The organism is Halobacillus campisalis (assembly GCF_030345335.1).
GTDB lineage: Bacteria > Bacillota > Bacilli > Bacillales > Halobacillaceae > Halobacillus_A > Halobacillus_A campisalis.
Genome location: NZ_JAPVRC010000006.1, coordinates 84,399 through 109,710, shown reverse-complemented (window position 1 = coordinate 109,710; position 25,312 = coordinate 84,399). Strand labels below are relative to the sequence as shown.

Sequence of the window (25,312 nt, the reverse complement as noted above, 5' to 3'; positions counted from 1 at the left end):
CTTAAAAGCATTTTACGCGCTATGATTGGGCAACTATTCTTTTCCAAGGATTAATAAACCAAGATTTCTTTTCATGACATATGGTCCTGGTAATTCCCTCGGAGGTACGCCATAGTAAGATTTAACGGCTACTTTATCAGCTTTTTTTCGTTCACCTATGAATTGATCGATCTGCTCCTCTGGCGCATCGCTTGGCTCAATGACTATCGTATTGTCGATTCTTACACTGTATCTGCCGTGTATTTTTAATTTTTTCTTGCCAAAATAAAGTTCTTTAATCGGTTCGATTGTCAATCTATCCTTTCGTTCTCAATTTCCTATAGTCAGGCTCTTGTTAAAAAAAGGTCTGGTAATATAAATAAGCTACCACCAGTGATAGTAACGAAGCGATAAAGCCTGAAACCGCAGTTGGAAGTTTAAGTCCGCGCAATACAGCTGCCACAATCATTCCTGCTACAACCGTACAAGTACTTAAATAGATTAGGTGGACTACAATATAATTCATAGAACCTGAATCTACATTCCCAAACAAAACTTCCACCTCCCCGGTAGTGGACCTATACACTCATCGACTTACTTTAATATTTATATATATTCAGTCGAACCACATGTTTTAAATTGCATCAATACCTTTGCAAGGCCTGTATTTTTATAAGTTTATGTCTCAGCCCATGATAATGATCCCTATATCTATACCCTATATCGAACAATTTCGACAAAAATATACATAATCCTTCCTTTACATGAAAATAAATCTAAAAAAGCACCCGATTAGGATGCTTCTCATTTATTTAATGCTTGAATTAATGTAATTAAAGTCGGAGACACAGTATTCGTATCCACTAATCCATCCTCACATTCTCTCACTTTATCTAATTGTTGAAGGAAGTAATCGTCACGACATTTGAATTTTAATGTCCCCGAGCAAATTTGCCCTTTTACACTCTTTACTTGTTCATGCAGCCATTCCCTATCCACTTATATCTCTCCTTTACTTTAGATGTTTATTTAGACAGTATAGGTAGAGAAATTAAGAAATATACCACATATTTCATAATCGGCTGCTGTTTGAGAAAATGCAGGTGGACAGGCTGATTTTATTCTTCTTCTTTTTTGCTGAAAAATTCGTTCGGCTGAGCTCCAGGTTCACTGTTATGGTTTTTGAATTGACTTAGCCGGCCATTTCTAGTCTCTCCATGATTTTTGTTTTCCTTGAACTGTCGACTGACTTTCTTATCTTTTTTTGACATCGCAATCACTTCCTTTCGTTATCAATAGCTTTTGTGTATAGCTAGTTTTCATACAATAAAACAAGAAAGGTTTCTTTTTGAAAATTTTGGGAATTGTGACTGAGACAAAAGATTCGCTACTTTGTCTAAACTCATACTAAGGAGCTGTTTTTTAATGGCGCGATTAGATGGACAGTGTGCAATTATTACTGGAGGAAGCGGTGGCATTGGCAAAGCGACAGCTAAGCTATTTCTTAAAGAATGAGCTAAAGTCGCTTTAATTGATAGGAATGAGCAGGCTTTAGAAGACGTAAAAACAGAATTGAATCGTTACGGAGAAGTTCTTACTATAACTGCAGACGTTACAGAGGAAAATGAAGTTCAACAATATGTTGAAAAGACATTAGAAAGATTGGGCACGATAGATATTTTCTTCTACAATGCAGGAATCGAAGGTAAAGTGGCACCCATAACGGAACAGACGGTTGAAGACTTCGATCAAATAATGAATGTTAACGTACGGGGTGTTTTTCTTGGTTTAAAACATGTACTGCCTATCATGCAGGAAAAGAAGAGTGGAAGTATCATCAATATGTCGTCTGTGGCAGGATTGATGGGTTCGCCAGGCGTAGCGCCCTATGTTACTTCTAAGCATGGCGTAGTTGGAATTACAAAAGTTGCCGCTCTTGAAGCTGCTCCGTCAAATGTGCATGTTAATTCAGTGCACCCTTCTCCAGTTAATACAAGAATGATGCGCTCTCTTGAAAAAGGACTTAATCCCGAAAATTCAGAAGCTGCAAAGGAGCAACATACATCCGCTATCCCTCTAAACCGCTATGGAGAAAGCGAAGATATAGCCAAACTGGTACTTTTTTTGGCATCGGATGACAGTAAATTCATTACAGGCAGTCAATATCGTGTGGATGGCGGGATGGGTGCTTCATGACCACACTGATTTAGAAAAGTGCAGGCCATCTAATTAAGATGCCCTGCACTTCTCTAGTCAAGATCCTTTTTCATGACTCGTTTTTTGCTCTAATATTTTCTTAAGTTGTTCTTTATATTTAGCTTCTACTAATATATATAGAAAATCCCCTTCTTTAATCTCTGTCTCACCATAAGGAGTGACAACTTGATTATTACGGATAATGGCACTGATATTTGCACGGTTTGGAAATGATACGTCACGAAGCTTTTTGCCTACAACAGCCGATTCGCGATTCGTTTGGTATTGGATCATCTCTGCTGACGCTTTCCCCATCGATATCAACTCTATGGAGTGATGAGGGATATCTTTTTTTGGACCGACGAGGTCGAGTAACTTCGCCGCATAGGAAATAGTGGAACCTTGCACTAAAGTTGAGGTCAGTACTACGAAAAATACAATATTGAATAGTGTTTGGCTGTTATCAAGTCCCTCTACAATCGGGAATGTGGCAAGAACGATCGGCACAGCCCCACGAAGTCCTGCCCAGGACAGAAATGTTTTCTCCTTCAGGCTATATTTCATTTTAATTGTAGATATAAATACAGCGACAGGTCTCGCTAAGAATATTAGGATAGCCGATAAAAGAAATCCATTCAACATAATTTCTTTAGTGAACAATTGCCCAGGAAATACTAATAAACCTAGTATGATAAACATTAGGATTTGTGCCATCCAGGCAAATCCTTCATTGAATTGAAAAATGGAATATCGGTAGGTCAACTCAGAATTCCCTATAACAAGAGCAGCAACATATACGGCAAGAAAACCGCTTCCTCCAATAAATGATGTAACACTGTAAGTGATTAAAGCAAAGGCAACAGAAAAAATTGGATAAAGAGCGCTCGAGTCCAGTTTTATATGATTTATGGAATATGAAGCCAGTTTCCCAAAAGCAATACCGAGAATTAAACCTAAACCCATTTGAAGGAAAAACGTCGGAATCATCATTAAAATAATGCTATCTTCCATTACGATCAATTCAATAAGGGATAACGTCAAAAATACTGCCATCGGGTCGTTTGTTCCCGATTCAGCTTCTAACGTTGCACCCATTTTCGCTTTGATATTCCGCTCTTTTAATGCGGCAAAAACTGCAGCTGCATCTGTAGAACCAACAATAGCACCGAATAAGAGTCCTTCAATCAACTTAATATCCATTATGAAATATGCTGCAAAACCGACTATGCATGAAGTAATCAAAACACCTAACGTAGCTAAAGATAATGATGGTCCAGCCACAGATCGCACGGTTGACCACTTTGTATGTAAACCACCTTCAAATAAGATGATCACTAAAGAAAACACACCTATAATTTGAGCTGTCCGGGCATCGTCAAAATAAATTAAACCTAATCCATCACTTCCGACGAGCATTCCAACCAAAATGAAAAGCACGAGCGAGGGTATACCCCAGCGACTCGAAAACCTTGCCACTAAGATACCACTAAAAAATAATAACGCAGTTATGAGTAAAAAGGAATCTGTTCCAAATGATTCAAAAAGCATATGTGTGAGAGTCTCCTTCTACTAAATTAAGCTCTGAAAAATTCATAGTTTCATGTATTGGAATATATAGCTGAGTGCCATAACATCTAAAAGCAAAGGTCATGGAATCACTACCTTTCTACACAGACGACGACGAAGCATGCTCATCCTATCAACATGGTAAATATGGCTTGTATGGATCGGATGAAGCCTCCCAGTTATCCAGAGGAAAACCATTCTAAGCAACAGAGCCAAAATGAAAACTTGTTCGTGAATCATTGAACAATGCAGGGGTGAGAATAGAATAACAAATAGTGAGCAATTAGATGAAAGTTTATATTTATAATATCATAATGTTATGTAAACTTAACTGCAGAGACTTTAAGTGGACATTTAAAATAAGTAATGCCGGTTTTCTCAAACCGGCATTTTTTCAGTCGTTATAATCACTTCTAAATAATAATTCTTTCGGCAGCTCAGTCCCGCGAGTGCCACGAATATCTGCTTCTTTCATTTCTGTAGGATAAAACACGATCAGACTGCCGCGGCTCATATCCGCAAGTTCCTTAGGCAGTCGTTCTAACTCAGGGTGCCAGGCTACCGTTCCACGGCGTGCACTTATCAGAATAACCAGGTCGTTGTTTTTAATCTCCTGCAAGTTTTCTTCATATAGCGATTCCCAGCTTTCAGCAGAAAATAAGTCAATTTGAATCCCTGGACGGATCCGGTCAGAAACACTCTGATACGTGTCCAAATTATCTCTAACTACATAGCCTTTTAAAGAGGCATTTAGCTGGACTGCAATATCTTTAATGATAGAGATTGAGTCGTCGAACCCTGGCTTAAAAGCCACATTATTAGGGATGATCATAATGATACGTTCTGTCATATTCAGCGGATGCTGAATTTTAGTGATCAAAGACCGTTGGTAGGTATGTTCTAAGAAGTTATCAATGATTCCGCCAAAAATCTTCTGACTTCCTACTTTTTGACCATTCCAGCCTGCAATGATCGTCGTAATTCGTTCTTCAGCGACTGCTCTCTCGATTCCATGACCGATGTTTCGATCGACTCGAGTCAATAGTTTCACAGGAACATCTGCACCTGAAGCGTATATGACCGAGTGGCCAAGCATCCGCTCAGCATGCGCCACTTCTGCCGTAGCTTTTTTCAAATCTTTTTGCACTACGCTCAATGGGTATAGGGGCTCCTCAGTTCCTTTTGCCTTTTTCAATATAAATCCTAAATCCATTAAGGACTCCGTCGTTCCAGGATTCGCAAGTGGGATGAGAATCCGCTCAGGCATCGTTTCGTCCTGAGGGCTCTGCTCTTGTCTAGTAGCCAATTTCCGAGCGTATTTCTCAGAGAAATATGGGCCTAAGATACAAGTCATTAAAATCATCACAATAACAGCGTTGACCGTCTGCTGATTTAAGAGACCAATTTCAAAACCTACAAGTGTAGACGCAAGGGTTGCAGCGGCTTGAGAGATCGATAAGCCGAATATCAATTTGCGTTCTTTCACTGTATAGCCATATATCTTACTTGTAATCCATCCGGCTAAAGCTTTACCGAATACAACAGCAAACAGAATTAATCCTGTGACTACCCATGCTTCTGGACTGGATATTAAAACACTTAAGTCCATCAACATTCCGACAGACAATAAGAAGAATGGGATAAACAAAGCATTTGCAGTAAACCTGATCCGGTTCATCAGCGGACCATGATCATAAATGTAGCGGTTCAGCGCTAGACCTGAAAGGAAGGCCCCAATAATAGGCTGCAGTCCCGCAAACAAGGCAATACTTCCTGCTACAAATAGAACAGCCATCACAAAGTTGAACTCAGTGGCTCCATCATTGTTTGAGTTTTTGAAGAACCATTTGGACAGGTAGGGTGTAAGGACTAAAACACCAAGCGCAAACAAGGTCGTTGCAATTATGAGCTGAGCCCAAAAGCCTACAGACAATTCCCCCTCTGCTGCACCAGTAATTACTGCCAGCACTAGCATTGCAAGTGTGTCTGTTAATAAAGTCCCGCCGATAGCTGTAGTCACCGCTTTATTTTTTGCGACCCCAAGCCGGCTTACAATCGGATATCCTAAAAGAGTATGTGAGCCTACGATGGACCCTAACAAGATCGAAGCGGGGACACTAAACCCAAGGTACACCCCAACGGCCGTCCCTAAGGTCAATGGTATAGAGAAAGATAGTAAACCGAAAACAACGCTGCGTTTCCTATATTTCTTAAATCCGTCAATATCTAATTCTAACCCTGCAATAAAGATAATAAATAGTAATCCCACTGCTCCCAGAAGCTCGATAGTCGAGTCTCTAGCCAGAAGGTTCAACCCATTAGGCCCAATAATAATACCGGCTACAATCGGTCCGATAATAGCAGGGATTCGCAGCTTCCCCATTAGAATAGGGAAGAATAAAAACATTAGAACAGCTAAGCCGAATATAATGACAGGTTCCTGCAAAGGTATATCCATAGTCAACTCCTCGCAATCTTAAAGACCATCACTGACTAAGTGTCAACTACATAAAGGGTTATGGGTCGATTTTATTTTATGAGTCAACAATATACTATAATTCATATATAATTGGCAATAATTTATCTTCTGTTCCTAAAAAATTAATAATAACTTTACTTCCCTTACATTTACTGGGTGAAAAGAAGCATTGTAGATCAGAGGATCACTATTTTATACTGATGATATCTATACACTTTCGGAGGGATGATTATGGTCATTCGATTAATTACGTTCTTTATGATCGGTGCTGTCATTTTTACGTTATTCACTCTGTTTATGCCTGATCTTTTAAGCTATTTCTGGCTCAGCCTCGCTATCCTTCTAGTGATTGGGATAGGATATTTATCGTATCATTATTTAAAAAAGATCATCTATTTGATTCACTATAATAAAAATAATTGAGACCTGAATTCGATTATTGTAAGTAGAAAAGCAATACCACAACTAGTTTACATACAAAAATAAGCGCAGAACGTCTTTTGACAGGCTCTGTGCTTATTATCATAGGATATGCCGGTCCCATTAAAAAGTGAAAGGCGTTTCAACCATTTTTCATAATTTGCTTATTTTCACTCAGGAGATTCTCTTCCTGTTTTCCGATTCAATTCTATGCAATACGATGCTAAGTCTTTCTTGATCTTTTGCCGTCATCTCGACGAACTGAAGCCCGTAAATCATCAGCTGATGATTGGTATGCTCTTCTTTCCTTACTATATCCGCGCCTAAAGAGAATTCTTCACCTCTCAGCTCGAATACAGATGTCACCTTAAAGTTGAATTTCACCGGAAGATCATAGCGGCAGACGAATTTGACGCCTGAAGCACTGATGTTCTCAATGTAACCTTTTAAAGACCTCTCCTTGAGCTTCTCCATATTACCATGAGTAGACTCCTTCAATACTAATGTACAATCTTTTCTGTTTAAGGTTAAACGGAAGCTTCCTCTGCGGTTCTTGTCCTCTGACTGTTTCTTCTTCAATTTATTTCTTTCTTCATCAAGTAAACTGTAAATCCTTTTTCTTTCAGCTTTTGATTTCTTTTGCAAATAGATGATAAGCCCTGTCAGCAACAAATTAATCACGATGAAGTAAGCTACTAGAAGTGTCATCACATCACCTCATTATTTCAAATTTTTTAAATGATCCGGGTAGCCAAGCACATACCCTTGAGCAAGTGTGCCCCCCAAATATTTAATAATGGCTAACTCAGTCGGCTTTTCAATTCCTTCAATCACTAATTTCATATCTAATCGCTCACAATAATTAATGATGAATTCAACAAACAACTGTTTTTCTTTAGAAGTGTCTAAATCTCGTGTGAAGTATTTATCCAGCTTAATGTAATCCGGCTTGCTTTCGATAATAGATTCTATATCCGAAAACCCTTTACCGATATCATCAAAAGCAACTTTAATTCCTGTTTGTTTAATTTGACGGACAATTCCAGCAAGCTCTTTGATGTTGTTGATACTTTCAGCTTCACTGATTTCGAGTATCAAATTATGGGGTTCTGGGTATGAGAGGGCTATTTCTCGAATAAAAGCCATGAAATTTTTATGAACGATGGTGGACGGAAACACGTTAAGGAACAACATGTCTTTTCCTGCGAAACCATTTGCTGTGAACGATGCTATAGCTTCATAGATGGACAATGTGTCTAAATCGTAAAGTTTTTTATCTTTTCTAGCCGTTTCGAACGCTTCCTCTGGACTCTTAATTTCTTTTGATCTAAGCAAAACTTCAAATCCGATTCTCTTCCAACTCGTTATATCATATACAGGTTGAAAATGATGAAAAATCGTACTTTTTGTAAGGGTCGGATCAAGGATTCGAACCACCTCTTTTACTTAATATTTATATAAATCCGCTGTTAAAGCTTCTTGTTGAACGAATAAAAGTGACTAACAAGGTTTATATACCCCCGCCGTAAGTCTGTCAGGGTATGAGCATCTTCGGTATTAAAAATGGAAATGTTATGCCTTTTGTTCCTGCCTGATCCTTCTAATTTTCCTTCATATGTTGACTTTGTGATAGTAATGCATAAGGCTTGATTTCGAGATATTAGGAATTTAACTATGGTTCCAACCCCCATATATCCCTTAAAAAACCATATTTATATAAAAAATAACCTCAAGAAAATGAGGATATTTAATTCTCACTTCTTCGAAAGCCGGCTGTCATAGTATATACCTTTATACCTTAGACCCATGGTTTTGCGTCCCTATTTTTCAACAGGTTTGCCATTATCGGAAATTGAATATTCAGTTATTTTTCACTATATTTAAGGATTAGTTCCACCTTATTTTTCACTTTCAATTTGCTATATATATTCCTTATGTGCACTTTAACTGTATGCTCTGATATATGTATGCTTTTCGCTATTTTGGTATAAGACATCCCTTTGACAAGCAAAGAGAAAATTTGTAATTCCCTTGGCGTAAGCGTTTTTTTTTATAGTGTTGTGTTTCCGGCGAGTCTTTTTCCGTGGAAATCGAAAGGAAGGACTCTTTGATTTTCTTTAAGCGTATCAAACGGTCTGGATGAATAGTAGAAGAAGTTTCAATTGTATGAGTGATTGCAGCCATCAAGTCTTGAATTTCTTCTTCACTTAATTTAATGGATTGAATAAGCTTCATTTATTTCCCCTTTTTATGCTTCTATTTACTACTTAAATATACAATACAATATAATAGTATAATTTTCCTATAACCCGTGTGGATTATTTTTTCACCATAATGTACTATTTTTAATATCTTTTTACATAATTTTGTGACTATTTTACATACACTTTATAAGTATTACCACAACTTTTTACCTATTAAAAACAATAAAAAAAGCACACCCTGTTAATTAAGAGATGTGCTTTTAACGTCTTCCATTTTAAAATTACTTAAATGACTTCTACTGTCCATTCATAGGAATCTGTAACTTCTCCTCTTTGAATTCCTGTAATCGTATCATAAAGCTTTTGAGATAAGTCACCAATTTGATGATTGTTAATCACCATTTTTTTACCAAGCCAGTTAAACTCTCCAACTGGAGAAATTACTGCTGCCGTGCCCGTTCCAAATACTTCTTCTACTATACCTTCTTCGTATGCTTGATACAGCTCATCTATCGAAATTTTTCTTTCTGTAACAGGTATACCCCAATCCTGTAAAAGTTCAATGATCGACATCCGGGTAATTCCCTTTAGTATACTCCCGCTCAGTTCAGGGGTAATAACTTCTCCATTGATTTTGAAGAATATGTTCATACTGCCGACTTCTTCGATAAACCGTTTTTCAACGCCATCTAGCCATAGAACTTCAGCCCCTCCCTCTTGAGAAGCCTTTGCTTGTGCTTGATAAGCTGCTGAATAGTTGCCGGCCGTTTTGGCCATTCCAGTTCCGCCTTTTACTGCACGAGTGAATTGATCCTCGACGTTAATTGTAACAGGACGCAATCCCCCGGTGAAATAAGAGCCTACCGGAGAAAGGATGATCATCAATTTATAAGTTTTTGACGGAGCTACGGCTAAGTTTGGTTCTGTCGCAATAATGAAAGGACGGATATAAAGGGAAGTGCCCTTCGTTTCCGGTACCCAGTCTTTTTCCAGACTGATCAACTCTCTTAAATGGTCCATCACCTCTTCTTCGTTGATAGGGGGAATACTAAGGCGCTCACTTGAACGATTCAACCGAGCGAAGTTCTGTTCAGGTCTGAACAGCAGAATACGGTCTCCTTCACCTCGGTATGCTTTTAAACCTTCAAATACTGTTTGGCCATAATGAAAGATCATAGCTGCGGGGTCCAAGGTTAATGGTTCGTAAGGAACGATTCTAGGGTCGTACCAGCCTTTTGCTGAATCATAGTCCATTACAAACATGTGGTCGGTAAACACACTTCCAAAAGGAATTTGGTCCGATTCAGGCTTAGGTTTCTGCTGATTGCTTTTTTCAATTTCAAGTCTTTGCTTTGTCATGTTTAAATCTCCTTCTCCTGGATTATAAATTCCTATTCTGTGAATAAGTATGTAGAATAGAGTCTCAGATATTAGTATTCATTGTACTCGCAACCTTTAGATTTTTAAAGACTTAGCACTTCATAAATCAAATTTTCTTCCATACTTTAAAGAAGCAATCAGATCTCCAATAAGGAACTTTACCTATTAGCTTTCTATCCAATTGAAATCCATTAAAAAGTGATGTTGTCGACTAACCATAGGAACGATAAAGATTATTAATTATCAGTGTCTTTTTATGGAAAGTTTTGACGAAGCTATTGAATTCATTTTGAATAATAGGCATAATTAATTTCGTTGTTTGTTAACATTCTTTCTAATAGCCAAGGAGGCAAATTTGTGAATAAAGTGATCGAACCACCAAAATATAAGTTGTCTAAAGCTATATTGATTAAGAAGAGGGAAATGATTGAATTAGGCACAAGGTACGGGCTGACAGATGTAAGAACGGTGCGCTGCAGTCAGCAGCTTGATGATCTCTTGAATAGACAAGCAAATTAAATTCTTTCATTTTGCTTGTCTATTCATCCCTTCAAACTTTTACCCCCCCCTTTTTATCCCTTAAATAGGCGGACCAGAGATAAGGTTGCTTTTCTCCCTAAGTTTTACCATGACTCTCCCCGAAAAATTTTCCATTCAATTCATTTGCAGGAGTCAGTTCAGTTTCCTGCAATTTGATGAAAAACTCTTAAAAGCCTACATACAATGTATAAAAACATTATGGAGGTGCTTTAACTGTTTCATATTGTAAAACCTGACGAAACACTTTCACAAATCTCTCGTGATTACCGCACACCCTTATCCACTATTTTAGCTGCAAACCCAGGAATCAACCCTAACATTATCTATCCTGGACAGTCCATCGAGATTCCAGGGATTCCACCTGCTAGTTCAATCCCTTACCAAATCGGGGTATCCTTAAGCGGAAGACACCTTAACCTTCTTAAGGACGGCGTATTACAGAAACAATACCCAATTGCAGTAGGCAGCATTTTAAATAACACACCGATCGGTCAATTCATTATCATTAATAAGGCTCCTAACCCCGGAGGCCCTTATGGAACAATGTGGATGAGCCTTTCAAAACAATATTATGGTATTCACGGAACTAATGATCCCAGTTCTATAGGTAAAGCTGTATCGAAAGGTTGTATACGCATGTACAATAATGATGTAGAAGAGTTAGCTAGAACAATACCTGTTGGAACTCCTGTGTTTATCCATCCTTAAGGTTGCTTTAGAGTGAAATTCTCCCCATTTAACAGAATAGTAAAAAAGTTGCGTTTCGCTTGCTCTCCTGTCAGACTTAATATAGAAAGAGCAGGTGATAAAAATGATTGAAATAAAAACGTCAACTCTACCTGATGAAGAGTTGAACCGTGGTGTATTTGCTACAAGAGATATAGCTAAAAGCGAACTAATACACCAGGCTCCGGTCATCCCTTATCCTAATGAAGAGCATGACTTCATAGAGAAAACTCGTTTAGCCGACTATGCTTTCGAATATGGTGAGAACCATTCGGCTTTTGTATTAGGTTATGGCATGATGTTTAACCATTCATACGAACCTAATGCGAATTATAAAATAAATTTTGAGAACGACACTTTTGATTTTTATGCCTATCGGGATATAAAAGCTGGAGAAGAGGTCCTTATCAATTATAATGGCTTCGTGGACAATGAAGATCCTCTTTGGTTCAATGAATAGTTCTTTAATTAACGCACTCATTTTCTTGAGTGCGTTTTTTATTTTAGTTAGGTTAAACTTCATTGGTGATTTTTCACGAAAAGTTATTCAACGCTGTGGCAGGATAGTTGAAGCCTTGGTTTAGAGAAAATCTGGTCTTTATTTTAAGGAACTGAATCTCAATGCAATCTTCCTCTATGGAATTTCTAAGCACATTTTTTGAAATCACTTGATAAAGTCATTTTCAAAAATTATCATTTTACGATCAAATCCCTTAATTGACATACTTATCGAACAAAAATACCCTGCCCCACATAAAGTGAAGCAGGATATCATAACAACTATCTCCAGCGAAACGCCAAAATCAATTTACAGCACTCCTCTGAATTATCGGAGTTATGTGATGTGTTAAATTCTAAATGTAAACTTTCAGGATTGTAGCGTATGGATAATTCAGAAGTAATGCCGATAGAATAGATTAATCGCTCGACTTCTCCCATATCCGAGTACTGGGCTGCATTCATAATTTTTTCCGACAAATTTTTAGATGAAGCCAGCTTTTCAATCACCTTTTCAACATCAATCAACAGTTTTTTCATTTCATTTGCGGAATGTTGAAAAAGATTAGAGTCAATTTCTTCATAAGCCCGACGAGATCCGCATGCTGGACAATAATACAATTGAGGATGATACGCATAATACATTAACTGAATCTCCTCCCATAACAAACATCTCCTTCATCATATGTATAGAGGTTTTGTTATGGGAATGAAAAGATTCCAACGTGCCCTAAAAAGAACGTAGTTAGTCGATAGCCTTTCCACCTCAGCTATATAAGCCATATAGTATAGTATCGAACTAAAGGTGGTGAAATTATGAGCTATTATGGCGGATTCGGTGGTTTCTGCGGAAACAACTACGGCGGATACAAAGGCGGCGGCTTTGCGCTGATCGTTGTTTTGTTCATCTTGTTAGTTATTGTTGGTACAGCCTATTATAAACATTAATAGTGAATGAAAGGTCCATTCCTTTCTTCAATCATATTAATTCTCACCAATCTTAGTCAGGACGTCATTCGTCCTGACTTTTTTAAAAACGTTCAATATTGATTAAGATCCTCAGGCGGTGAGAGGACATTCCCTTGAGCTAAAGGAATACCCAGATATTTTGCCAGTGCCAGCTCATTGGGACGCTCTATTCCTTCGATAATTAGTTTTGTATGAAATTCCGCACAATATTTTTTTATGCAATTAACAATAAATTGCTTTTCTTTAGATTGCTCCAAATTACTTATGAGATAACGATCAAGTTTTACATAATCAGGTTTCAACTCAACAAGTGAGGCGATATCGGAATAACGTTTCCCAAAATCATCAATAGCCACCTTAATGCCCAGTTTCCTGATATTTTGCAATGCCTTATTTAAGACAATGTAATCTTCAATTCTTTCCGATTCATTTAATTCTAAAATCAAGTTTTGCGATTGTTGGAATTGTGTAGTTAGCTTCTCTATAAAAGATAAGAAAAGTGGATTTGAAATCGTTGAAGGAAAAACATTTATAAATAACATTCCATTTCTGCTTGTATAACCTTCATTATTATAATACTCCACAGCTTTTTGAATAGATAAAGTATCTAATTCGTAAAGCTTTTCCTCAGCTTCAGCTAATTGGAACGCTTCCTCAGGTGACAGTGAACATGCCGGTCTCAGCAATACTTCATAACCTATTTTTCTCCAAGTAGCCAAGTTATAAATCGGTTGAAAATGATGTGAAAAAGATCGACCATTCAACAGTTGCTCTGCAGATGTCAAATCCAACACCTCTTTGGTATTTTATTATAAAAAAGCCTCACTTACATGAGGTCCGGTTCTTATGCAGGAAAATGACTTAGAAACATTTCACTAATAATTATTTATTGCAAACAACCATTCTGAACTTAAGCTATTGTTTAATTCCATAATCTCTTTTTATATTATACCATGCCTTATAACAATCTTGTAAAAATTCTTCCATTTCCCTTTTTTGATATATACGATTAAGCGGGATGTTCGTTTCTGGAATGTTCTTGAACTTTAATTTATTGTTCAAGATTTCTAGCGCACCAAAAAACAATCTCATTCTATCTATCTCGTCTACTCTTATAATGGAATGTGCAAGCAAAACAGCCCTAAGACTTTCAAGGTATTCTGTATTTTCTTTTATAATTTTAGTGATTTCCTCGCCTTTTACATTTTGAGTCTCTGCTTTGCAGAAGTTCATTAGCAGCTGCTCAATCATTTGTTTGTTTATGACTAATTCTCTTTTCAGAGGCTTTCTTTCTTCAGCAATCCTTCTAATGGTTTCTTTTTTAGCTTTATTTTTTTCAATCACTAAAGTGACGAATACAGGGATTGCTATAGCTAAAAATGTCAAAAGGTTGCTTAACCAGTCAGCAGGGGATATACAGTTCCAGAAGCCTTCGCAAAATCCATTAGTGAGCGTATCTTGATTCAATGTCCTCCTCCTCATGTAAGCTAATGTAATTAGTGAAATTAAATATAATCAGCAAAATAAAATATATGCTGTTTTTATCTGTGCATATAACCAGCAAATTTCTTCAAAATAGTCATTCGCCTTTCCACTTCAGTTGTTTTTCCATAAGTTATCTTAATGAGATAAAGGTGGTGAGGTTATGGGATATGGTTGTGGTTACGGCGGCTTCGGTAATAACAGACCGTACGGCGGATATGGTGGATATGGCTGCAGAAGAGGTGGAAACAACTTTGCTTTGATCGTTGTTTTGTTCATCCTTTTGATTATTGTAGGCGCTGCTCTCTGTAAATAAGCATGAAAAAGCCCAGGGCAGCTGCCCTGGCTTTTTTCATTTAATCAATAGGGTCGTTCGCTTTCCCATAACGTATGACATCATAGATTGCCATCCCATCACTAGGCTTTCCTTCTTCGTTTCTAAAAGGAAAAAGTGAAAAGAATATGAAATATACTGAGAAATAAGCATATTGGTAAAAGAATAAATCAGCTGGAATAACACCAGCATAGATCAGATAATTCATAGCGAGAATGACGATCAAGTTAAATATACTTCCAGCTAAATAAATCGCCACATGAGCCCAGGTCTTATTGTACGAAAGCTTTTCATACTGGCACCACCCCTCCATGAAATACATCTTCTTCACTTCCAAAGGTCCTAAGTGAAAAAGTGTATTGCCTGTTCCTATACAAAACTTTATCTTTCCTCCGAACAGCCGGGCAACAAGTACATGACCCGCTTCATGCACTAATGTCACCATAGGAAGGATAAAGAAGAAATTCACAAAAAACATAGGGATATCACTTAACGTAAACATATAATTCTCCTCCAGCATAGTCTTCGTTGTACTGAACTAATGCCTTCCCGTTATCCAGTGTTCTCTAACTTTTTTAAAGATATTTATTATATTGATATGATAAATCATCCATTTTCCCTAGTCGATTTTAAATATAGTCAGCTCTTCCAAAGCTAAAATTGAAGTAAATTACATTCCTTAAATTCAGACATGTAAAGATCAGCTATTAACCATTGGTTTCTTGTGTATCCAACGAAAATTTGGGATAATGGTATTTAAAATAATCTACCCGCCCTACATAAGGAGGAACCATATATGTCCACCGTAAGTCCTGATCCTAAATTAAAGATCTTTTCTTTGAATTCCAACACAGATCTAGCCGAAGAAATCGTCGACAATCTTGGAATTGAATTAGGTAAATGCTCAGTAACAGAATTTAGCGATGGAGAATTACAAATTAATATAGAGGAAAGTGTCAGAGGGTGTGACGTGTACATCATTCAATCCACAAGCGAACCTGTCAATCAACACATTATGGAACTGCTTATTATGATTGATGCTTTAAGACGGGCTTCAGCGGAGTCAATTAATGTGGTTATGCCTTATTATGGCTACGCGCGCCAGGATCGTAAAGCCCGTTCGAGAGAACCAATTACTGCCAAACTGGTTGCTGACTTAATTGAACGCGCTGGAGCAACGAGACTTATTTCGATAGATATTCATGCCCCACAGGTACAGGGCTTTTTTGATATCCCTGTAGATTTACTGCTTGCCATGCCGATTCTATCTAAGTATTTCTTAGAGAAAGAGTTGGAAGATGTGGTCGTCGTATCCCCTGATCACGGCAGTGTTAAAAGAGCCCGTCAAATGGCTGACCGTTTGAAAACAGGAATCGCTATCATAGATAAGCGCGCCCCTAGAGGAAACTTCGCTGGCGAAATAAACATTGTCGGAGATATAGCTGGGAAAACTTGCATATTAATGGATGACATCGTAGATACTGGTATCAGAATTGAAAGCGGAACGAAGGCTTTAATTGAAAATGGAGCAAAAGAAGTTTACGCTTGCAGCACCCACCCTGTTCTATCAGGTCCTGCTATCGAGAAGATTGAAGCTTCCCCTGTTAAGGAATTGATCGTAACGAACAGTATTCCTTTACCTCCTGAAAAGCGAATGAAGAAATTAACTCAGCTTTCTATTGCACCATTAGTAAGCGAAGCGATTAAACGTGTACATGACGAAGAGTCAGTCAGCCCATTGTTCGATTCTTAGAAAATGAAACCAATCATGACAATCAAAATTGTCATGATTGGTTTTTTTCATGACTGAATTCTTCTGGTAAGGGCATCCTTTTTATTAACTTGAATTATAAGGGTGATGACATGTCCAATACTAAGAAAGAAATAAACCCGAAACAGCATCAAAGAAAACAACCAGGTAACGAGCATGAAATGAATCCTCTCCCAGAATATAATGATCCCGACTATCAAAGCAGTGGAAAGCTAAAAGGAAAAACTGTCATAATCACTGGAGGAGACAGCGGAATCGGAAGATCGGTCAGTTTATATTTTGCAAAAGAAGGTGCTGACATTGTTATCTTATATCTAGATGAACATGAAGATGCTGCCTTTACTAAACAATTGGTGGAGCAACAAGGACGCATTTGCAAGTTAATTAGTGGGAATGTTGGGAATGCAGGCTTTTGTGAAGATGCAGTAAAAGAAACAGTTAATCAATTCGGAAAAATTGATGTTTTAATTAATAATGCTGCCGTCCAGTTCCCTCAGAATGACTTTATGAGTGTTACAAATGAACAAATGGAGCAAACCTTCCGAGTCAACTTTTTTTCTTACTTCTATATGAGTAAAGCTGTGGTCCCTTATTTAAAAAGAGGCAGTTGCATCATTAATACTTCATCCATTACAGCTTATGCAGGAAATGAGCAGCTGATTGACTATACGGCGACAAAAGGGGCCATTACTTCATTTACCCGAGCCTTATCAAAATCTCTAGTCGGAAAAGGAATACGAGTGAACGGCGTAGCTCCTGGTCCTGTTTGGACCCCTCTTATTGTATCAAGCTTTGACGCGCAAAAAGTAGCAGAATTCGGCTCAGACAACCCTATGGGCCGCCCCGCTCACCCGAAAGAAATTGCTCCAGCCTATGTTTACTTAGCAAGTGAGGATTCAAGTTTTGTGACAGGTCAGATGATTCATGTAAACGGCGGGATTATTATCAATGGATAAAAGAGAAAAGAAAAGCTGTCTTCAAGGCAGCTTCTCTTTTCCTTTGAAAAAGATAAATTAATGAGCAAGCTTCATCCATAAATATTCTATTATTATATGTTTTTATCTATTAATAGTAGATTGTCCCAAGCATTTTACTAGAACTTTCATATTATAAAGTAATCTATAAGGTAAGGAGGTGTTTCATATGGGATGCTGCGGAGATAACAATGTTGCAGGATCTTCCAACCGTCGAAGAAAAAGAAATAACGTAGCAGGTATTAGTGATGACAACTTCAGAGTACCAGTCAAATCTTTTATTGATAGTGATGACTTTTGCCGTGCCGTTAACCGCTGTCTGCTTGATGATTTAGTAGCTGGAGCTGAGGACGATAACCGACGACGTAGACGTCGCAAAGGTCATAGCTGGGACAGCTGGTTCTAATCACAAAAAACCTCCACCACCTGTATAATTTCACTGACCACGTTTAAAGAAATAGTCAGAAATTTAAAGGCGTGTCATATATTCCTCTTCCGCCAGAGGGATTATGCTCGCTTTTTTTACGAAAAGCTCACCTACATAGGTGTTTTTTTACTTTATGGAGGACTTAAAATTACCTAAAGCCTCTTGAGTGTGAGGATCCCCAATTTGATGAATATGACTTTCGATGTCTTTAAGATTAGACTTCAAAGGATGAACTTCAGTGGTATTACTGTAATTATATAATTCAAACAGGCTTTTCCTATTAACTCAAAAAGTTCGCTATATTTTACACAGCCTTTACACCCTAGTAAATATAAAAAAAACTAGTTTTTTCAATAGGTCCACAAATGGTCCACTTTCTTTGAATATAAAAGAAATGACGCGGCCTCCCCATGGATGGAAAACCGCGCCATTTCGGCACTTTGTGTGGATGATTCCGATTGGGCTCGAACCAACGACCTCCACCCTGTCAAGGTGGCGCTCTCCCAGCTGAGCTACGGAATCACGTATGTAAATGTTTCGTAAAATTGTTTCGAACAAATATTAATATACAACGTGACGAGAATAATGTCAACGAATTTTTTTAAATCTTAAAGGCTATACGACAAAAGAAGGAAAAAGTATAATTGAACCTTCCATTCTACTTTTCTAAACATTATGTGATAAAATAAAGGTAGAACGTTTACACCCCCTGTCATACGGGAATTTTAGGAGCATGGTTTTGTTGTTAGGAGGCGGCCTAATGGGTAGAAAAGGTCAGATGAAAGACTATACAATTTCAAGTAAATACTTAGACGAAGATATGCAGTTGAAGGTGTACACACCCGAAAATTTCTCACCCCTTTATAAATACCATTTTTGTATCATGCAGGATGGGAACGATTATTATCAAATGGGGCGAGCTGCGACTTTAAGTGATGAACTCCACTCCGATCACGACATAGAGAATACGATATTCATCGGCATTCATTACAATGATCGGTATGATCGTCAGGATAAATATCATCCGGATGGTAAAAAGCAGGGTGATTACATCAATTTTCTTATTCGAGAGGTGGTCCCTTTCTTAGATGAAGAATTACCGGGCTTCAGCATGGGGAGAGGACGGACGCTGGCTGGTGACTCCCTTGCAGGAACGTTAGCCTTGATGACCGCTGCAAGATTCCCGAACATCTTTGGCAATGTGATCATGCAGAGCCCTTATGTGGATGCGCATGTCATGGAATATATCCAGTCGATCAAAGATTTCTCATCTCTGACTGTTTATCATACAATAGGAAATGAAGAAACTGATGTTAAGACTACTAATGGGGATCGTAAAGACTTTTTGACCCCGAACTTGGAATTACGTGATTACTTAGATAAACAGTCGCTGTCCTATGTTTTTTATGAGCTGGAGGGCGACCACACGTGGGGATCCTGGCAAAAGGATTTCAAACGTGCACTGGTGACCATATTCGGTAAAGAAGATTAAGGAGGTCATGGAAAAATGAGATACGGAATTGCAGTATTCCCATCAAAAAAAGTACAGGATGAAGCTAACTCTTATAGGAAACGTTATGATCCGCATTACGCTCTAATTCCACCGCACATCACTCTGAAGGAACCGTTTGAAGCTGAAGAAAATCAGATTGAGAATGAAATCATCCCTGAGTTAAAAAAAATCTCCAGTGGAACGTCACCATTTAAAATTAATATTCACAAAGTCAGTTCTTTCACTCCTGTAACGAATACGATTTACTTGAAGGTTGAACGTACAGATGAAATATTCACTTTAAATGAAAAACTGCACGAAGGAATATTGCCTGATAACAAGGAATACTCTTTTGTTCCGCACATTACGATTGCCCAGAAGCTTTCGGATGAAGAGTACTCAGATGTGTACGGCACACTCAGTATGCTGAAGTTCGATCTGGAAGACAAAGTTGATCGCTTTCAGCTTCTTTACCAACTAGAGAACGGAGCATGGAGCGTGTATGAGACGTTCCGGCTTGGAGAATAACTGAAATGCATGTTGATATTCGGATCGCAGCTAATGATTTAGAGAAGAAGGATGCATTTACTGTTCGGGAAATCGTTTTTGTTGATGAACAGCAAGTATCTATAGAAGATGAACACGATGAACATGATGAGACAGCCACTCATATCATTGGCTACGTGGAGAATGAACCATTGTTAGCAGCAAGACTTCGCTTTGTAGAAGATTACGGTAAGTTTGAGAGAATTTGCGTGGCAAAATCTCACCGTGGACTGTCTCTGGGTAAACAACTCATCCAGTATATGGAACAAGTGACAAAAGAGGCAGGCTTTCCAAAAGCTAAACTGAATGCTCAAACTCATGCTGAGGGTTTTTATCAAAGTTTAGGTTACGAAGCAGTCTCTGCTGAATTCATGGATGCCGGCATCCCTCATGTAACTATGATAAAGTTATTATGAGTATGAACACCTGCTTATTTATGAGCAGGTGTTTTTTGTATAAAATTCTCCTTTCACGTCTACAATGCTGAGAGACGATGTTTTTTGGGGAAGGGGATTTTATGGAATACTTACGAATTGCAGTGGAGTCGCTGTTCGGTTTTGGGGCCTTATTCATTCTTACGAAGGTTTTAGGAAAAACTCAAATCACACAAATTACTGCCTTTGATTTTATTGCGGCACTCGTTTTAGGAGAGTTGGTCGGTAATGCATTATATGACAAAGAAGTCGGCATCGCTCAGATTGGTTTTGCCGTCTTTCTCTGGGGCATCCTCATCTATGTAACGGAAATCATCACAGAAAAGCTTAAAGGAACCCGCAAGTTTCTGGAGGGTAAGCCATCTATCATTATCGATCAGGGACGAATCCAGCGAGAAGAATTAAAAAGCAACAAATTAGACATTAATCAGCTACAGCACCTGCTCCGTTCAAAAGATGTTTTCTCTATACAGGATGTTCATTTTGCGGTGCTGGAAACGGATGGCACTATTTCTGTCATGAAAAAATCTCAAGCGGAAACTGTGACACGGGAAGACATGAACCTCCCTCCTCAAAGGTCATCCCTCCCACGTATGCTCGTAAGTGACGGAGAGGTGTTGTGGGACAATCTTAAGGAGCTTGGATATGATAAGAGATGGCTGGAAGCCGAGCTTCATACGCAAAATTATCAAAGAGTTCAGGATGTTCTCATTGCAGAATATACACCGGGAGAGCAGCTCTTCGTCATGGGTTATGAGCCGGCTGGATAGAAGGTCCACTTAAAATCACTCACTTGATGGGTGATTTTTTTACGTTTAATTAGTCCGACCAGATAAGCAGAAACAGCCGTTCTGTATAACAACCACTGAGAAAGATGGGGAGCATTGACTTTATAGGCTTCACACATAGAAGCTACAATACTTTCATGCGTGACCGGTTGATCAATATAACGGTCCAGCCAAACCAGTAATTTTTCATGGTAATCTATATTGTCCTGGACAGTTGCCTGAAAATCTTCCTCGTATACTCCATGACCAGGGAGAGCTCCTTTGCAATCTATATCTTGTAACATTTTCAAGCTTTGGATCGCAGCCTCGGCATCTGTTATGTATGGAATCTTATGCTTGCTCAGCTGATCTGAACTGAAATAAGCATCCGCTGCAAATAAAATATCATAAGCAAGTATGCAAAGCTGGTGATAGCTGTGACCCGGGGCAGCTATCGCTCTGAGTCGTAACGTACCTGCTTTCAATTCACCCTGTTGGACTTCAGTGTCTACTTGCATGGCAGCCCCCTGCAAAAATTTGTTTTGCAACTCTGGAAGGGGGTCATTCCCCGCAAATAAATAAAGAGGTTCAAGTTTTGGATTCTGCAGAATGGCAGCTTCAAATTCGGGCGCAATCGTATGGATGTTGTAATTCTTTTGGAGATAGGCGGCCCCTCCATAATGATCTGCATGTGCATGAGTAATAAAAAGATGGGTTAGAGGAAGCTGCTGTCTATGCAGCTCCCTCTCCACCTTTTTCACGGAAGAAGTGTCTATTCCTGTATCGATAAGTAAACCTGTAGTACCATCCGTTATATAGCCTATGTTGACAGTACTATTGTAATAATAGCAATGTGAATTGATCTGTATAAGTGACATAAATACTACTCCTAAAGTTAAATTCTAAATCGTTTCACTGAAACGCCGGCCTTTGCCAGTCACTGCTGAATACACTTGTTGATGCATTTCCGTTGTTTTTTCATTCTTTTTATAATGAATCGTTTGTGGGGCATGCAATTTGCCGCGAAGATATTGAGAATCACGTCGATCCTGTTCCCTAGGTTTATAATATTCTTTCAATTTATGATCCAGGGTAACCTTAAAAACTCGATCCAAAGCAAAAGGATTTCGTTGATCAGGAATTACTCGCTGTTGATAGTCTTGGTACTGGTAGTGGGTCACTGGAAGAATATAGCCCATCTTCTATCTCCTCCTCTTTGTTATTGCATACCCTCTTTCTCAATTAATTATTCCCATATCAGCGATCAGTCCAGGTATATAATAGTGATTGAATACCTGCTAAAGCCATTACAAGTATAAAAAAGTAGCTATAAGGTACATAAAAATAAAGAAAGGAGACAAATAAACTCATCCACATACCTACACACCACTGGCAGCTTAATAGTTCCCCGAAAACTCCTTTAGGTTCAAGCCATTCCTCCCCTTCTTTATTCACTACATGAAAGAATTTCACTCGAAAAGGTTCGAATATGACGTCCTGTACTATTAAACGAGTAAGTCTAAAACAAGCAAATGCCATCAAGAATAATTCCATCCAGCTTATCATTGAAGTTTCCCTTCTTTTTTTCTTCGATAAAAAAGGCCACTACTTTGTAGTGACCTAATTATTAAATCCAGGAAAATCCACCTCGAGAGCTGCTCGATTCATCGTCATGTTTCCCTTTTTTATGGCGAGAATTGCTGGATTCGTCATCATAAGATTTACGTCCAAAGAACGGATCGAACCGATCTTGCCCTTTACGATGGTCGTCTTTGTCGTCCCTATGATGATGTTTGCGATCTTTATCATCAGAATCAATGAAGACATTATCCGCCTTTATGATAAGGTCTTTGACATAGATTACATTTTTCTCTTTTTTCTTCTCGGACATTCCATTCATCTCCTTATTAATAAGTCATTGTTACTTTATGGATTTTTCGTCTATTCGGTGTAGTCATACGCCCAGCCATTCGTTAATCCGTTTGAATTTAATAAAACAAGACAAATGCCCACACCCTATGACTGCGAATACATATTCTATTAAAGACATTACGTCAATACGTATTGAGAGGGGCAAACGAAAAATGAGCTGTGGCAAACATCATGATTCTGGAAATTGTGTTTGTGATATTTTAAAAGAAATTGTTGCTGCGCAGAATGATGTACTTTCTGATTGCAACACGAGCTGTGAACAATCAATCGGAGATTTACTTGGAGACACTGGAGGCTCAGGACGTGACACGGTGCCTGTATTGCTTTATTGCAAAGGGAACTGCAAACCATTTAAAGGTTTTGGAGCTCGTCGTGATTCTATTGAAGACATCAAAGGAAGTTACTACTTCCGTGTCAAAGACGTAGACAAAGATTGCTGTGCAACAATTGAACTGCTTCGCGATCCTCATGATAACGATGAGGATCCAGATTCTCCGGTTAAACAATTTACTAAGTACCTTAAAGCTACTGGCATCTGTATCTCAGTAGACCTTGACTGCTTCTGCCATGTAACTTGTTTACCGGCAATTACTGCACTTTCTTAAGTGTTCAAAAAACCGCGCTGAAGTTGGCGCGGTTTTTTCTATGTTTAAAAACCGAGTAATCGAATCGATTGAATATCTTCGAAAGGTATCTTCTCTTCGTAAGGCTTCTGGAATGTTTTCATAAGGACAATATTTTCTTCGAATTTTTGAATATATCCTTTAAAAGCATGATCTGTAGTTGTCACTTCGCATTTCATCTTTGGAAGCTGACTGGGAAGGCGGACAAAATAGTTCACTTTTTCTTCAAGGCTCATATCTCGGAACCGCTGCCGACGATCCCGTCTGGAGAGCCTAGTTGATTCTGTTTCCTCCTCTATATTAGGTTCTTCAGCTACATCTTCCCTCTCTTCAGCTTTTGGTTCATCTTCCTTCAGTTTCTGTTGATTGCGAAGTCTGAGTTCTTTTTCCAATTGAGAGGTGTTTTTTTTAGGCACAGGTGCAGGAGCTGCCCGGAAGCTTGTTTGCATTGAGACCTCAGCAGGAGGCATATTGGGCTGTGTAATATAAAGCAGCGGTGGTTTTGCGGTTTGTTTTTTATTCGCCACGTTCATCTCTCCTTTTTAATATCATCATCTTATGTATATGCGGGTGATTTTTTTCATGTGCCCATTTTTCAATTTCTTCACTGGAAATTACCGATGCTGTGGGTCATAGCTGAACTCAAATATAATTGGAGTATTTTCCACAAAAAAAACGCCCTGATAGGAATCAGAGCGTCTTCTTATTTTTAAGATTAGTATGCTACTGTGCTGAATCCGGCGTCTACGTGAATGATTTCTCCGGTTACTCCGCGGGAAAGGTCGCTCATCAAGAAGTAAGCTGTATCTCCTACCTCGTCTTGAGTGATCGGACGACGAAGCGGTGCTTTCTCTTCGATCACTTGATGGATTTTGTTGAAATCACCTACTCCTTTTGCAGACAGGGTACGAAGTGGACCTGCAGAAATTGCGTTCACTCGTATCGCGTGTTTACCAAGATCGTTGGCCAAGTAGCGTACGCTTGCATCAAGGCTTGCTTTCGCTACGCCCATCACATTGTAATTCTCGACTACTTTTTCACCACCCAGGTAAGTAAGAGTGACGATTCCGCCACCTTCAGACATGATCGGTTGAGCCGCACGTGCGACAGCTGTCAGAGAATATGAACTGATGTTGTGAGCCGTCAAGAATCCGTCACGGCTTGTATTTAAGTATTCACCTTTAAGCTCATCACGGTTGGCGAATGCAATACAGTGAGCAAGGCCATGAATGACCCCGACATCTTTTTGAATGTGGTCGAATGTTTGAATGATCGCTTCATCGTTCGTTACGTCACACTCGTAAAACAAGGACTCAGGACCTTCTAACGTGTCGGCCAGGTCACGAACTGATTTTTCAAAACGCTCGGAAGCATAAGTGAAAATAAGACGGGCTCCTGCTTTGTTAAGAGATTGGGCTATACCCCAGGCGATGCTCCGTTTGTTCGCCACACCCATAACGACATACGTGCGACCTTCTAGTGAAAAATTCATAAATAATCCTCCTTGAGGTAATTTCATAAGTATTATGATTTGTTATTAGTACCTGCTCTTATCTTATTATATCCACAGATA

Annotated in this window: 35 protein-coding genes, 1 tRNA gene, 1 pseudogene and 1 riboswitch; of the genes and pseudogenes, 15 read left to right on the top strand and 22 right to left on the bottom strand. The window is 38.6% G+C overall.

Annotated features, from left to right (window positions below; translation table 11 throughout):
* Positions 1-33 precede the first annotated feature (33 nt).
* The 4 genes from O2Q26_RS13410 to O2Q26_RS13395 all read right to left on the bottom strand — a co-directional run bounded on the left by O2Q26_RS13410 (position 34) and on the right by O2Q26_RS13395 (position 1,250).
* Positions 34-294: a hypothetical protein gene (locus O2Q26_RS13410; protein ID WP_289216379.1), complete on the bottom strand. Its 261-nt coding sequence runs from the start codon at positions 292-294 to the stop codon at positions 34-36.
* Between the two features lie 40 nt (positions 295-334).
* On the bottom strand, positions 335-532 hold the full coding sequence (locus tag O2Q26_RS13405) for a hypothetical protein (RefSeq protein ID WP_289216378.1): 198 nt from the start codon (positions 530-532) through the stop codon (positions 335-337).
* Between the two features lie 251 nt (positions 533-783).
* Positions 784-978 carry a hypothetical protein gene (locus tag O2Q26_RS13400; protein ID WP_253935904.1) on the bottom strand — a complete coding sequence of 65 codons (195 nt, stop codon included), beginning with the start codon at positions 976-978 and terminating at the stop codon, positions 784-786.
* A gap of 119 nt (positions 979-1,097) precedes the next feature.
* A complete protein-coding gene (locus tag O2Q26_RS13395) occupies positions 1,098-1,250 on the bottom strand; it encodes a hypothetical protein (RefSeq protein WP_289216377.1) in 153 nt (50 codons plus the stop codon).
* A gap of 256 nt (positions 1,251-1,506) precedes the next feature.
* Here O2Q26_RS13395 and O2Q26_RS13390 point away from each other — a divergent pair.
* Positions 1,507-2,175: pseudogene (locus O2Q26_RS13390) on the top strand (SDR family NAD(P)-dependent oxidoreductase); the annotation flags it as partial.
* 57 nt (positions 2,176-2,232) lie between these two features.
* On the opposite strand, the gene O2Q26_RS13385 reads toward O2Q26_RS13390, so the two are convergent.
* Together O2Q26_RS13385 and O2Q26_RS13380 are read right to left on the bottom strand one after the other, a co-directional pair.
* Positions 2,233-3,723: a potassium/proton antiporter gene (locus O2Q26_RS13385; RefSeq protein WP_289216376.1), complete on the bottom strand. Its 1,491-nt coding sequence runs from the start codon at positions 3,721-3,723 to the stop codon at positions 2,233-2,235.
* 412 nt (positions 3,724-4,135) lie between these two features.
* Positions 4,136-6,199 carry a cation:proton antiporter gene (locus tag O2Q26_RS13380; protein WP_289216375.1) on the bottom strand — a complete coding sequence of 688 codons (2,064 nt, stop codon included), beginning with the start codon at positions 6,197-6,199 and terminating at the stop codon, positions 4,136-4,138.
* A gap of 252 nt (positions 6,200-6,451) precedes the next feature.
* Between O2Q26_RS13380 and O2Q26_RS13375 the strand changes: the two genes are divergently transcribed.
* Positions 6,452-6,643, top strand: coding sequence for a hypothetical protein (locus tag O2Q26_RS13375; protein ID WP_289216374.1), 192 nt, complete (start codon positions 6,452-6,454; stop codon positions 6,641-6,643).
* 171 nt (positions 6,644-6,814) lie between these two features.
* On the opposite strand, the gene O2Q26_RS13370 is transcribed toward O2Q26_RS13375, so the two are convergent.
* From O2Q26_RS13370 to O2Q26_RS13355, 5 genes are all read right to left on the bottom strand, one after another.
* Positions 6,815-7,348: a PilZ domain-containing protein gene (locus O2Q26_RS13370; RefSeq protein WP_289216373.1), complete on the bottom strand. Its 534-nt coding sequence runs from the start codon at positions 7,346-7,348 to the stop codon at positions 6,815-6,817.
* Positions 7,349-7,360: 12 nt separating this feature from the next.
* Positions 7,361-8,077 carry an EAL domain-containing protein gene (locus O2Q26_RS13365; RefSeq protein ID WP_289216372.1) on the bottom strand — a complete coding sequence of 239 codons (717 nt, stop codon included), beginning with the start codon at positions 8,075-8,077 and terminating at the stop codon, positions 7,361-7,363.
* A 324-nt stretch (positions 8,078-8,401) separates the two neighbouring features.
* Positions 8,402-8,491, bottom strand: a riboswitch (cyclic di-GMP riboswitch).
* A 13-nt stretch (positions 8,492-8,504) separates the two neighbouring features.
* Positions 8,505-8,636: a response regulator transcription factor gene (locus tag O2Q26_RS19075; protein ID WP_352232249.1), complete on the bottom strand. Its 132-nt coding sequence runs from the start codon at positions 8,634-8,636 to the stop codon at positions 8,505-8,507.
* A complete protein-coding gene (locus O2Q26_RS13360) occupies positions 8,618-8,875 on the bottom strand; it encodes a hypothetical protein (RefSeq protein ID WP_289216371.1) in 258 nt (85 codons plus the stop codon). The genes O2Q26_RS19075 and O2Q26_RS13360 overlap by 19 nt, the downstream gene beginning before the upstream one ends.
* Positions 8,876-9,129: 254 nt before the next feature.
* The gene (locus O2Q26_RS13355; protein ID WP_289216370.1) at positions 9,130-10,203 is read right to left on the bottom strand and encodes a branched-chain amino acid aminotransferase; all 1,074 of its coding nucleotides are present in this window, start codon (positions 10,201-10,203) and stop codon (positions 9,130-9,132) included.
* Between the two features lie 378 nt (positions 10,204-10,581).
* On the opposite strand from O2Q26_RS13355, the gene O2Q26_RS13350 reads away from it, so the two are divergent.
* The 3 genes from O2Q26_RS13350 (at position 10,582) to O2Q26_RS13340 (ending at position 11,950) form a co-directional block, all read left to right on the top strand.
* Positions 10,582-10,743, top strand: a complete 162-nt coding sequence (locus tag O2Q26_RS13350) for an aspartyl-phosphate phosphatase Spo0E family protein (RefSeq protein WP_253935913.1) — start codon at positions 10,582-10,584, stop codon at positions 10,741-10,743.
* 234 nt (positions 10,744-10,977) lie between these two features.
* Complete coding sequence (locus O2Q26_RS13345) at positions 10,978-11,472, top strand: L,D-transpeptidase family protein (RefSeq protein WP_289216497.1); 495 nt, start codon at positions 10,978-10,980, stop codon at positions 11,470-11,472.
* A gap of 103 nt (positions 11,473-11,575) precedes the next feature.
* Positions 11,576-11,950, top strand: coding sequence for an SET domain-containing protein (locus O2Q26_RS13340; protein ID WP_289216369.1), 375 nt, complete (start codon positions 11,576-11,578; stop codon positions 11,948-11,950).
* A gap of 320 nt (positions 11,951-12,270) precedes the next feature.
* On the opposite strand, the gene O2Q26_RS13335 is transcribed toward O2Q26_RS13340, so the two are convergent.
* On the bottom strand, positions 12,271-12,633 hold the full coding sequence (locus O2Q26_RS13335; protein WP_289216368.1) for a YuzC family spore coat inner layer protein: 363 nt from the start codon (positions 12,631-12,633) through the stop codon (positions 12,271-12,273).
* 171 nt (positions 12,634-12,804) lie between these two features.
* Between O2Q26_RS13335 and O2Q26_RS13330 the strand changes: the two genes are divergently transcribed.
* Positions 12,805-12,936: a YjcZ family sporulation protein gene (locus O2Q26_RS13330; protein ID WP_253935916.1), complete on the top strand. Its 132-nt coding sequence runs from the start codon at positions 12,805-12,807 to the stop codon at positions 12,934-12,936.
* Between the two features lie 92 nt (positions 12,937-13,028).
* Here O2Q26_RS13330 and O2Q26_RS13325 read toward each other — a convergent pair whose 3' ends face one another.
* Together O2Q26_RS13325 and O2Q26_RS13320 are read right to left on the bottom strand one after the other, a co-directional pair.
* Entirely contained in the window at positions 13,029-13,742 is a 714-nt protein-coding gene (locus tag O2Q26_RS13325) for an EAL domain-containing protein (protein ID WP_289216367.1), read from the bottom strand.
* Between the two features lie 130 nt (positions 13,743-13,872).
* Entirely contained in the window at positions 13,873-14,424 is a 552-nt protein-coding gene (locus O2Q26_RS13320) for a hypothetical protein (protein ID WP_289216366.1), read from the bottom strand.
* Positions 14,425-14,602: 178 nt separating this feature from the next.
* Here O2Q26_RS13320 and O2Q26_RS13315 point away from each other — a divergent pair, with 178 nt between their 5' ends.
* On the top strand, positions 14,603-14,755 hold the full coding sequence (locus tag O2Q26_RS13315) for a YjcZ family sporulation protein (protein WP_289216365.1): 153 nt from the start codon (positions 14,603-14,605) through the stop codon (positions 14,753-14,755).
* Positions 14,756-14,795: 40 nt separating this feature from the next.
* On the opposite strand, the gene O2Q26_RS13310 is transcribed toward O2Q26_RS13315, so the two are convergent.
* Positions 14,796-15,275 (bottom strand): site-2 protease family protein, encoded by a 480-nt coding sequence (locus O2Q26_RS13310; protein WP_289216364.1) that lies wholly within the window; start codon positions 15,273-15,275, stop codon positions 14,796-14,798.
* A gap of 294 nt (positions 15,276-15,569) precedes the next feature.
* Between O2Q26_RS13310 and O2Q26_RS13305 the strand changes: the two genes are divergently transcribed.
* The 3 genes from O2Q26_RS13305 to O2Q26_RS13295 all read left to right on the top strand — a co-directional run bounded on the left by O2Q26_RS13305 (position 15,570) and on the right by O2Q26_RS13295 (position 17,924).
* Entirely contained in the window at positions 15,570-16,526 is a 957-nt protein-coding gene (locus O2Q26_RS13305; RefSeq protein WP_289216363.1) for a ribose-phosphate diphosphokinase, read from the top strand.
* Positions 16,527-16,636: 110 nt separating this feature from the next.
* Positions 16,637-17,500 carry an SDR family oxidoreductase gene (locus O2Q26_RS13300; RefSeq protein ID WP_289216362.1) on the top strand — a complete coding sequence of 288 codons (864 nt, stop codon included), beginning with the start codon at positions 16,637-16,639 and terminating at the stop codon, positions 17,498-17,500.
* A gap of 187 nt (positions 17,501-17,687) precedes the next feature.
* A complete protein-coding gene (locus O2Q26_RS13295) occupies positions 17,688-17,924 on the top strand; it encodes a hypothetical protein (RefSeq protein WP_289216361.1) in 237 nt (78 codons plus the stop codon).
* A gap of 470 nt (positions 17,925-18,394) precedes the next feature.
* Here O2Q26_RS13295 and O2Q26_RS13290 read toward each other — a convergent pair.
* Positions 18,395-18,467: transfer RNA gene (locus O2Q26_RS13290), tRNA-Val, on the bottom strand.
* 238 nt (positions 18,468-18,705) lie between these two features.
* Here O2Q26_RS13290 and O2Q26_RS13285 point away from each other — a divergent pair.
* The 4 genes from O2Q26_RS13285 (at position 18,706) to O2Q26_RS13270 (ending at position 21,187) form a co-directional block, all read left to right on the top strand.
* On the top strand, positions 18,706-19,437 hold the full coding sequence (locus O2Q26_RS13285) for an alpha/beta hydrolase (protein ID WP_289216360.1): 732 nt from the start codon (positions 18,706-18,708) through the stop codon (positions 19,435-19,437).
* Positions 19,438-19,452: 15 nt separating this feature from the next.
* Positions 19,453-19,965, top strand: a complete 513-nt coding sequence (locus O2Q26_RS13280; protein ID WP_289216359.1) for a YjcG family protein — start codon at positions 19,453-19,455, stop codon at positions 19,963-19,965.
* 5 nt (positions 19,966-19,970) lie between these two features.
* Entirely contained in the window at positions 19,971-20,399 is a 429-nt protein-coding gene (locus tag O2Q26_RS13275; protein ID WP_289216358.1) for a GNAT family N-acetyltransferase, read from the top strand.
* Positions 20,400-20,500: 101 nt separating this feature from the next.
* A complete protein-coding gene (locus O2Q26_RS13270; protein WP_289216357.1) occupies positions 20,501-21,187 on the top strand; it encodes a YetF domain-containing protein in 687 nt (228 codons plus the stop codon).
* On the opposite strand, the gene O2Q26_RS13265 is transcribed toward O2Q26_RS13270, so the two are convergent.
* The 4 genes from O2Q26_RS13265 to O2Q26_RS13250 form a co-directional block, all read right to left on the bottom strand.
* Positions 21,169-22,062 carry an MBL fold metallo-hydrolase gene (locus O2Q26_RS13265; protein ID WP_289216356.1) on the bottom strand — a complete coding sequence of 298 codons (894 nt, stop codon included), beginning with the start codon at positions 22,060-22,062 and terminating at the stop codon, positions 21,169-21,171. The genes O2Q26_RS13270 and O2Q26_RS13265 overlap by 19 nt on opposite strands.
* Positions 22,063-22,086: 24 nt before the next feature.
* A complete protein-coding gene (locus tag O2Q26_RS13260; RefSeq protein ID WP_289216355.1) occupies positions 22,087-22,383 on the bottom strand; it encodes a hypothetical protein in 297 nt (98 codons plus the stop codon).
* A gap of 58 nt (positions 22,384-22,441) precedes the next feature.
* Positions 22,442-22,750 (bottom strand): DUF1360 domain-containing protein, encoded by a 309-nt coding sequence (locus tag O2Q26_RS13255; protein WP_289216354.1) that lies wholly within the window; start codon positions 22,748-22,750, stop codon positions 22,442-22,444.
* Between the two features lie 61 nt (positions 22,751-22,811).
* The gene (locus O2Q26_RS13250) at positions 22,812-23,075 is read right to left on the bottom strand and encodes a hypothetical protein (RefSeq protein ID WP_289216353.1); all 264 of its coding nucleotides are present in this window, start codon (positions 23,073-23,075) and stop codon (positions 22,812-22,814) included.
* Positions 23,076-23,268: 193 nt separating this feature from the next.
* Here O2Q26_RS13250 and O2Q26_RS13245 point away from each other — a divergent pair, with 193 nt between their 5' ends.
* Positions 23,269-23,721, top strand: a complete 453-nt coding sequence (locus O2Q26_RS13245) for a CotY/CotZ family spore coat protein (protein WP_289216352.1) — start codon at positions 23,269-23,271, stop codon at positions 23,719-23,721.
* Between the two features lie 44 nt (positions 23,722-23,765).
* Here O2Q26_RS13245 and O2Q26_RS13240 read toward each other — a convergent pair whose 3' ends face one another.
* Positions 23,766-24,272, bottom strand: a complete 507-nt coding sequence (locus tag O2Q26_RS13240; protein WP_289216351.1) for a CotO family spore coat protein — start codon at positions 24,270-24,272, stop codon at positions 23,766-23,768.
* 182 nt (positions 24,273-24,454) lie between these two features.
* Complete coding sequence (gene fabI / locus O2Q26_RS13235) at positions 24,455-25,231, bottom strand: enoyl-ACP reductase FabI (protein WP_253935951.1); 777 nt, start codon at positions 25,229-25,231, stop codon at positions 24,455-24,457.
* Between the last annotated feature and the right edge of the window lie 81 nt (positions 25,232-25,312).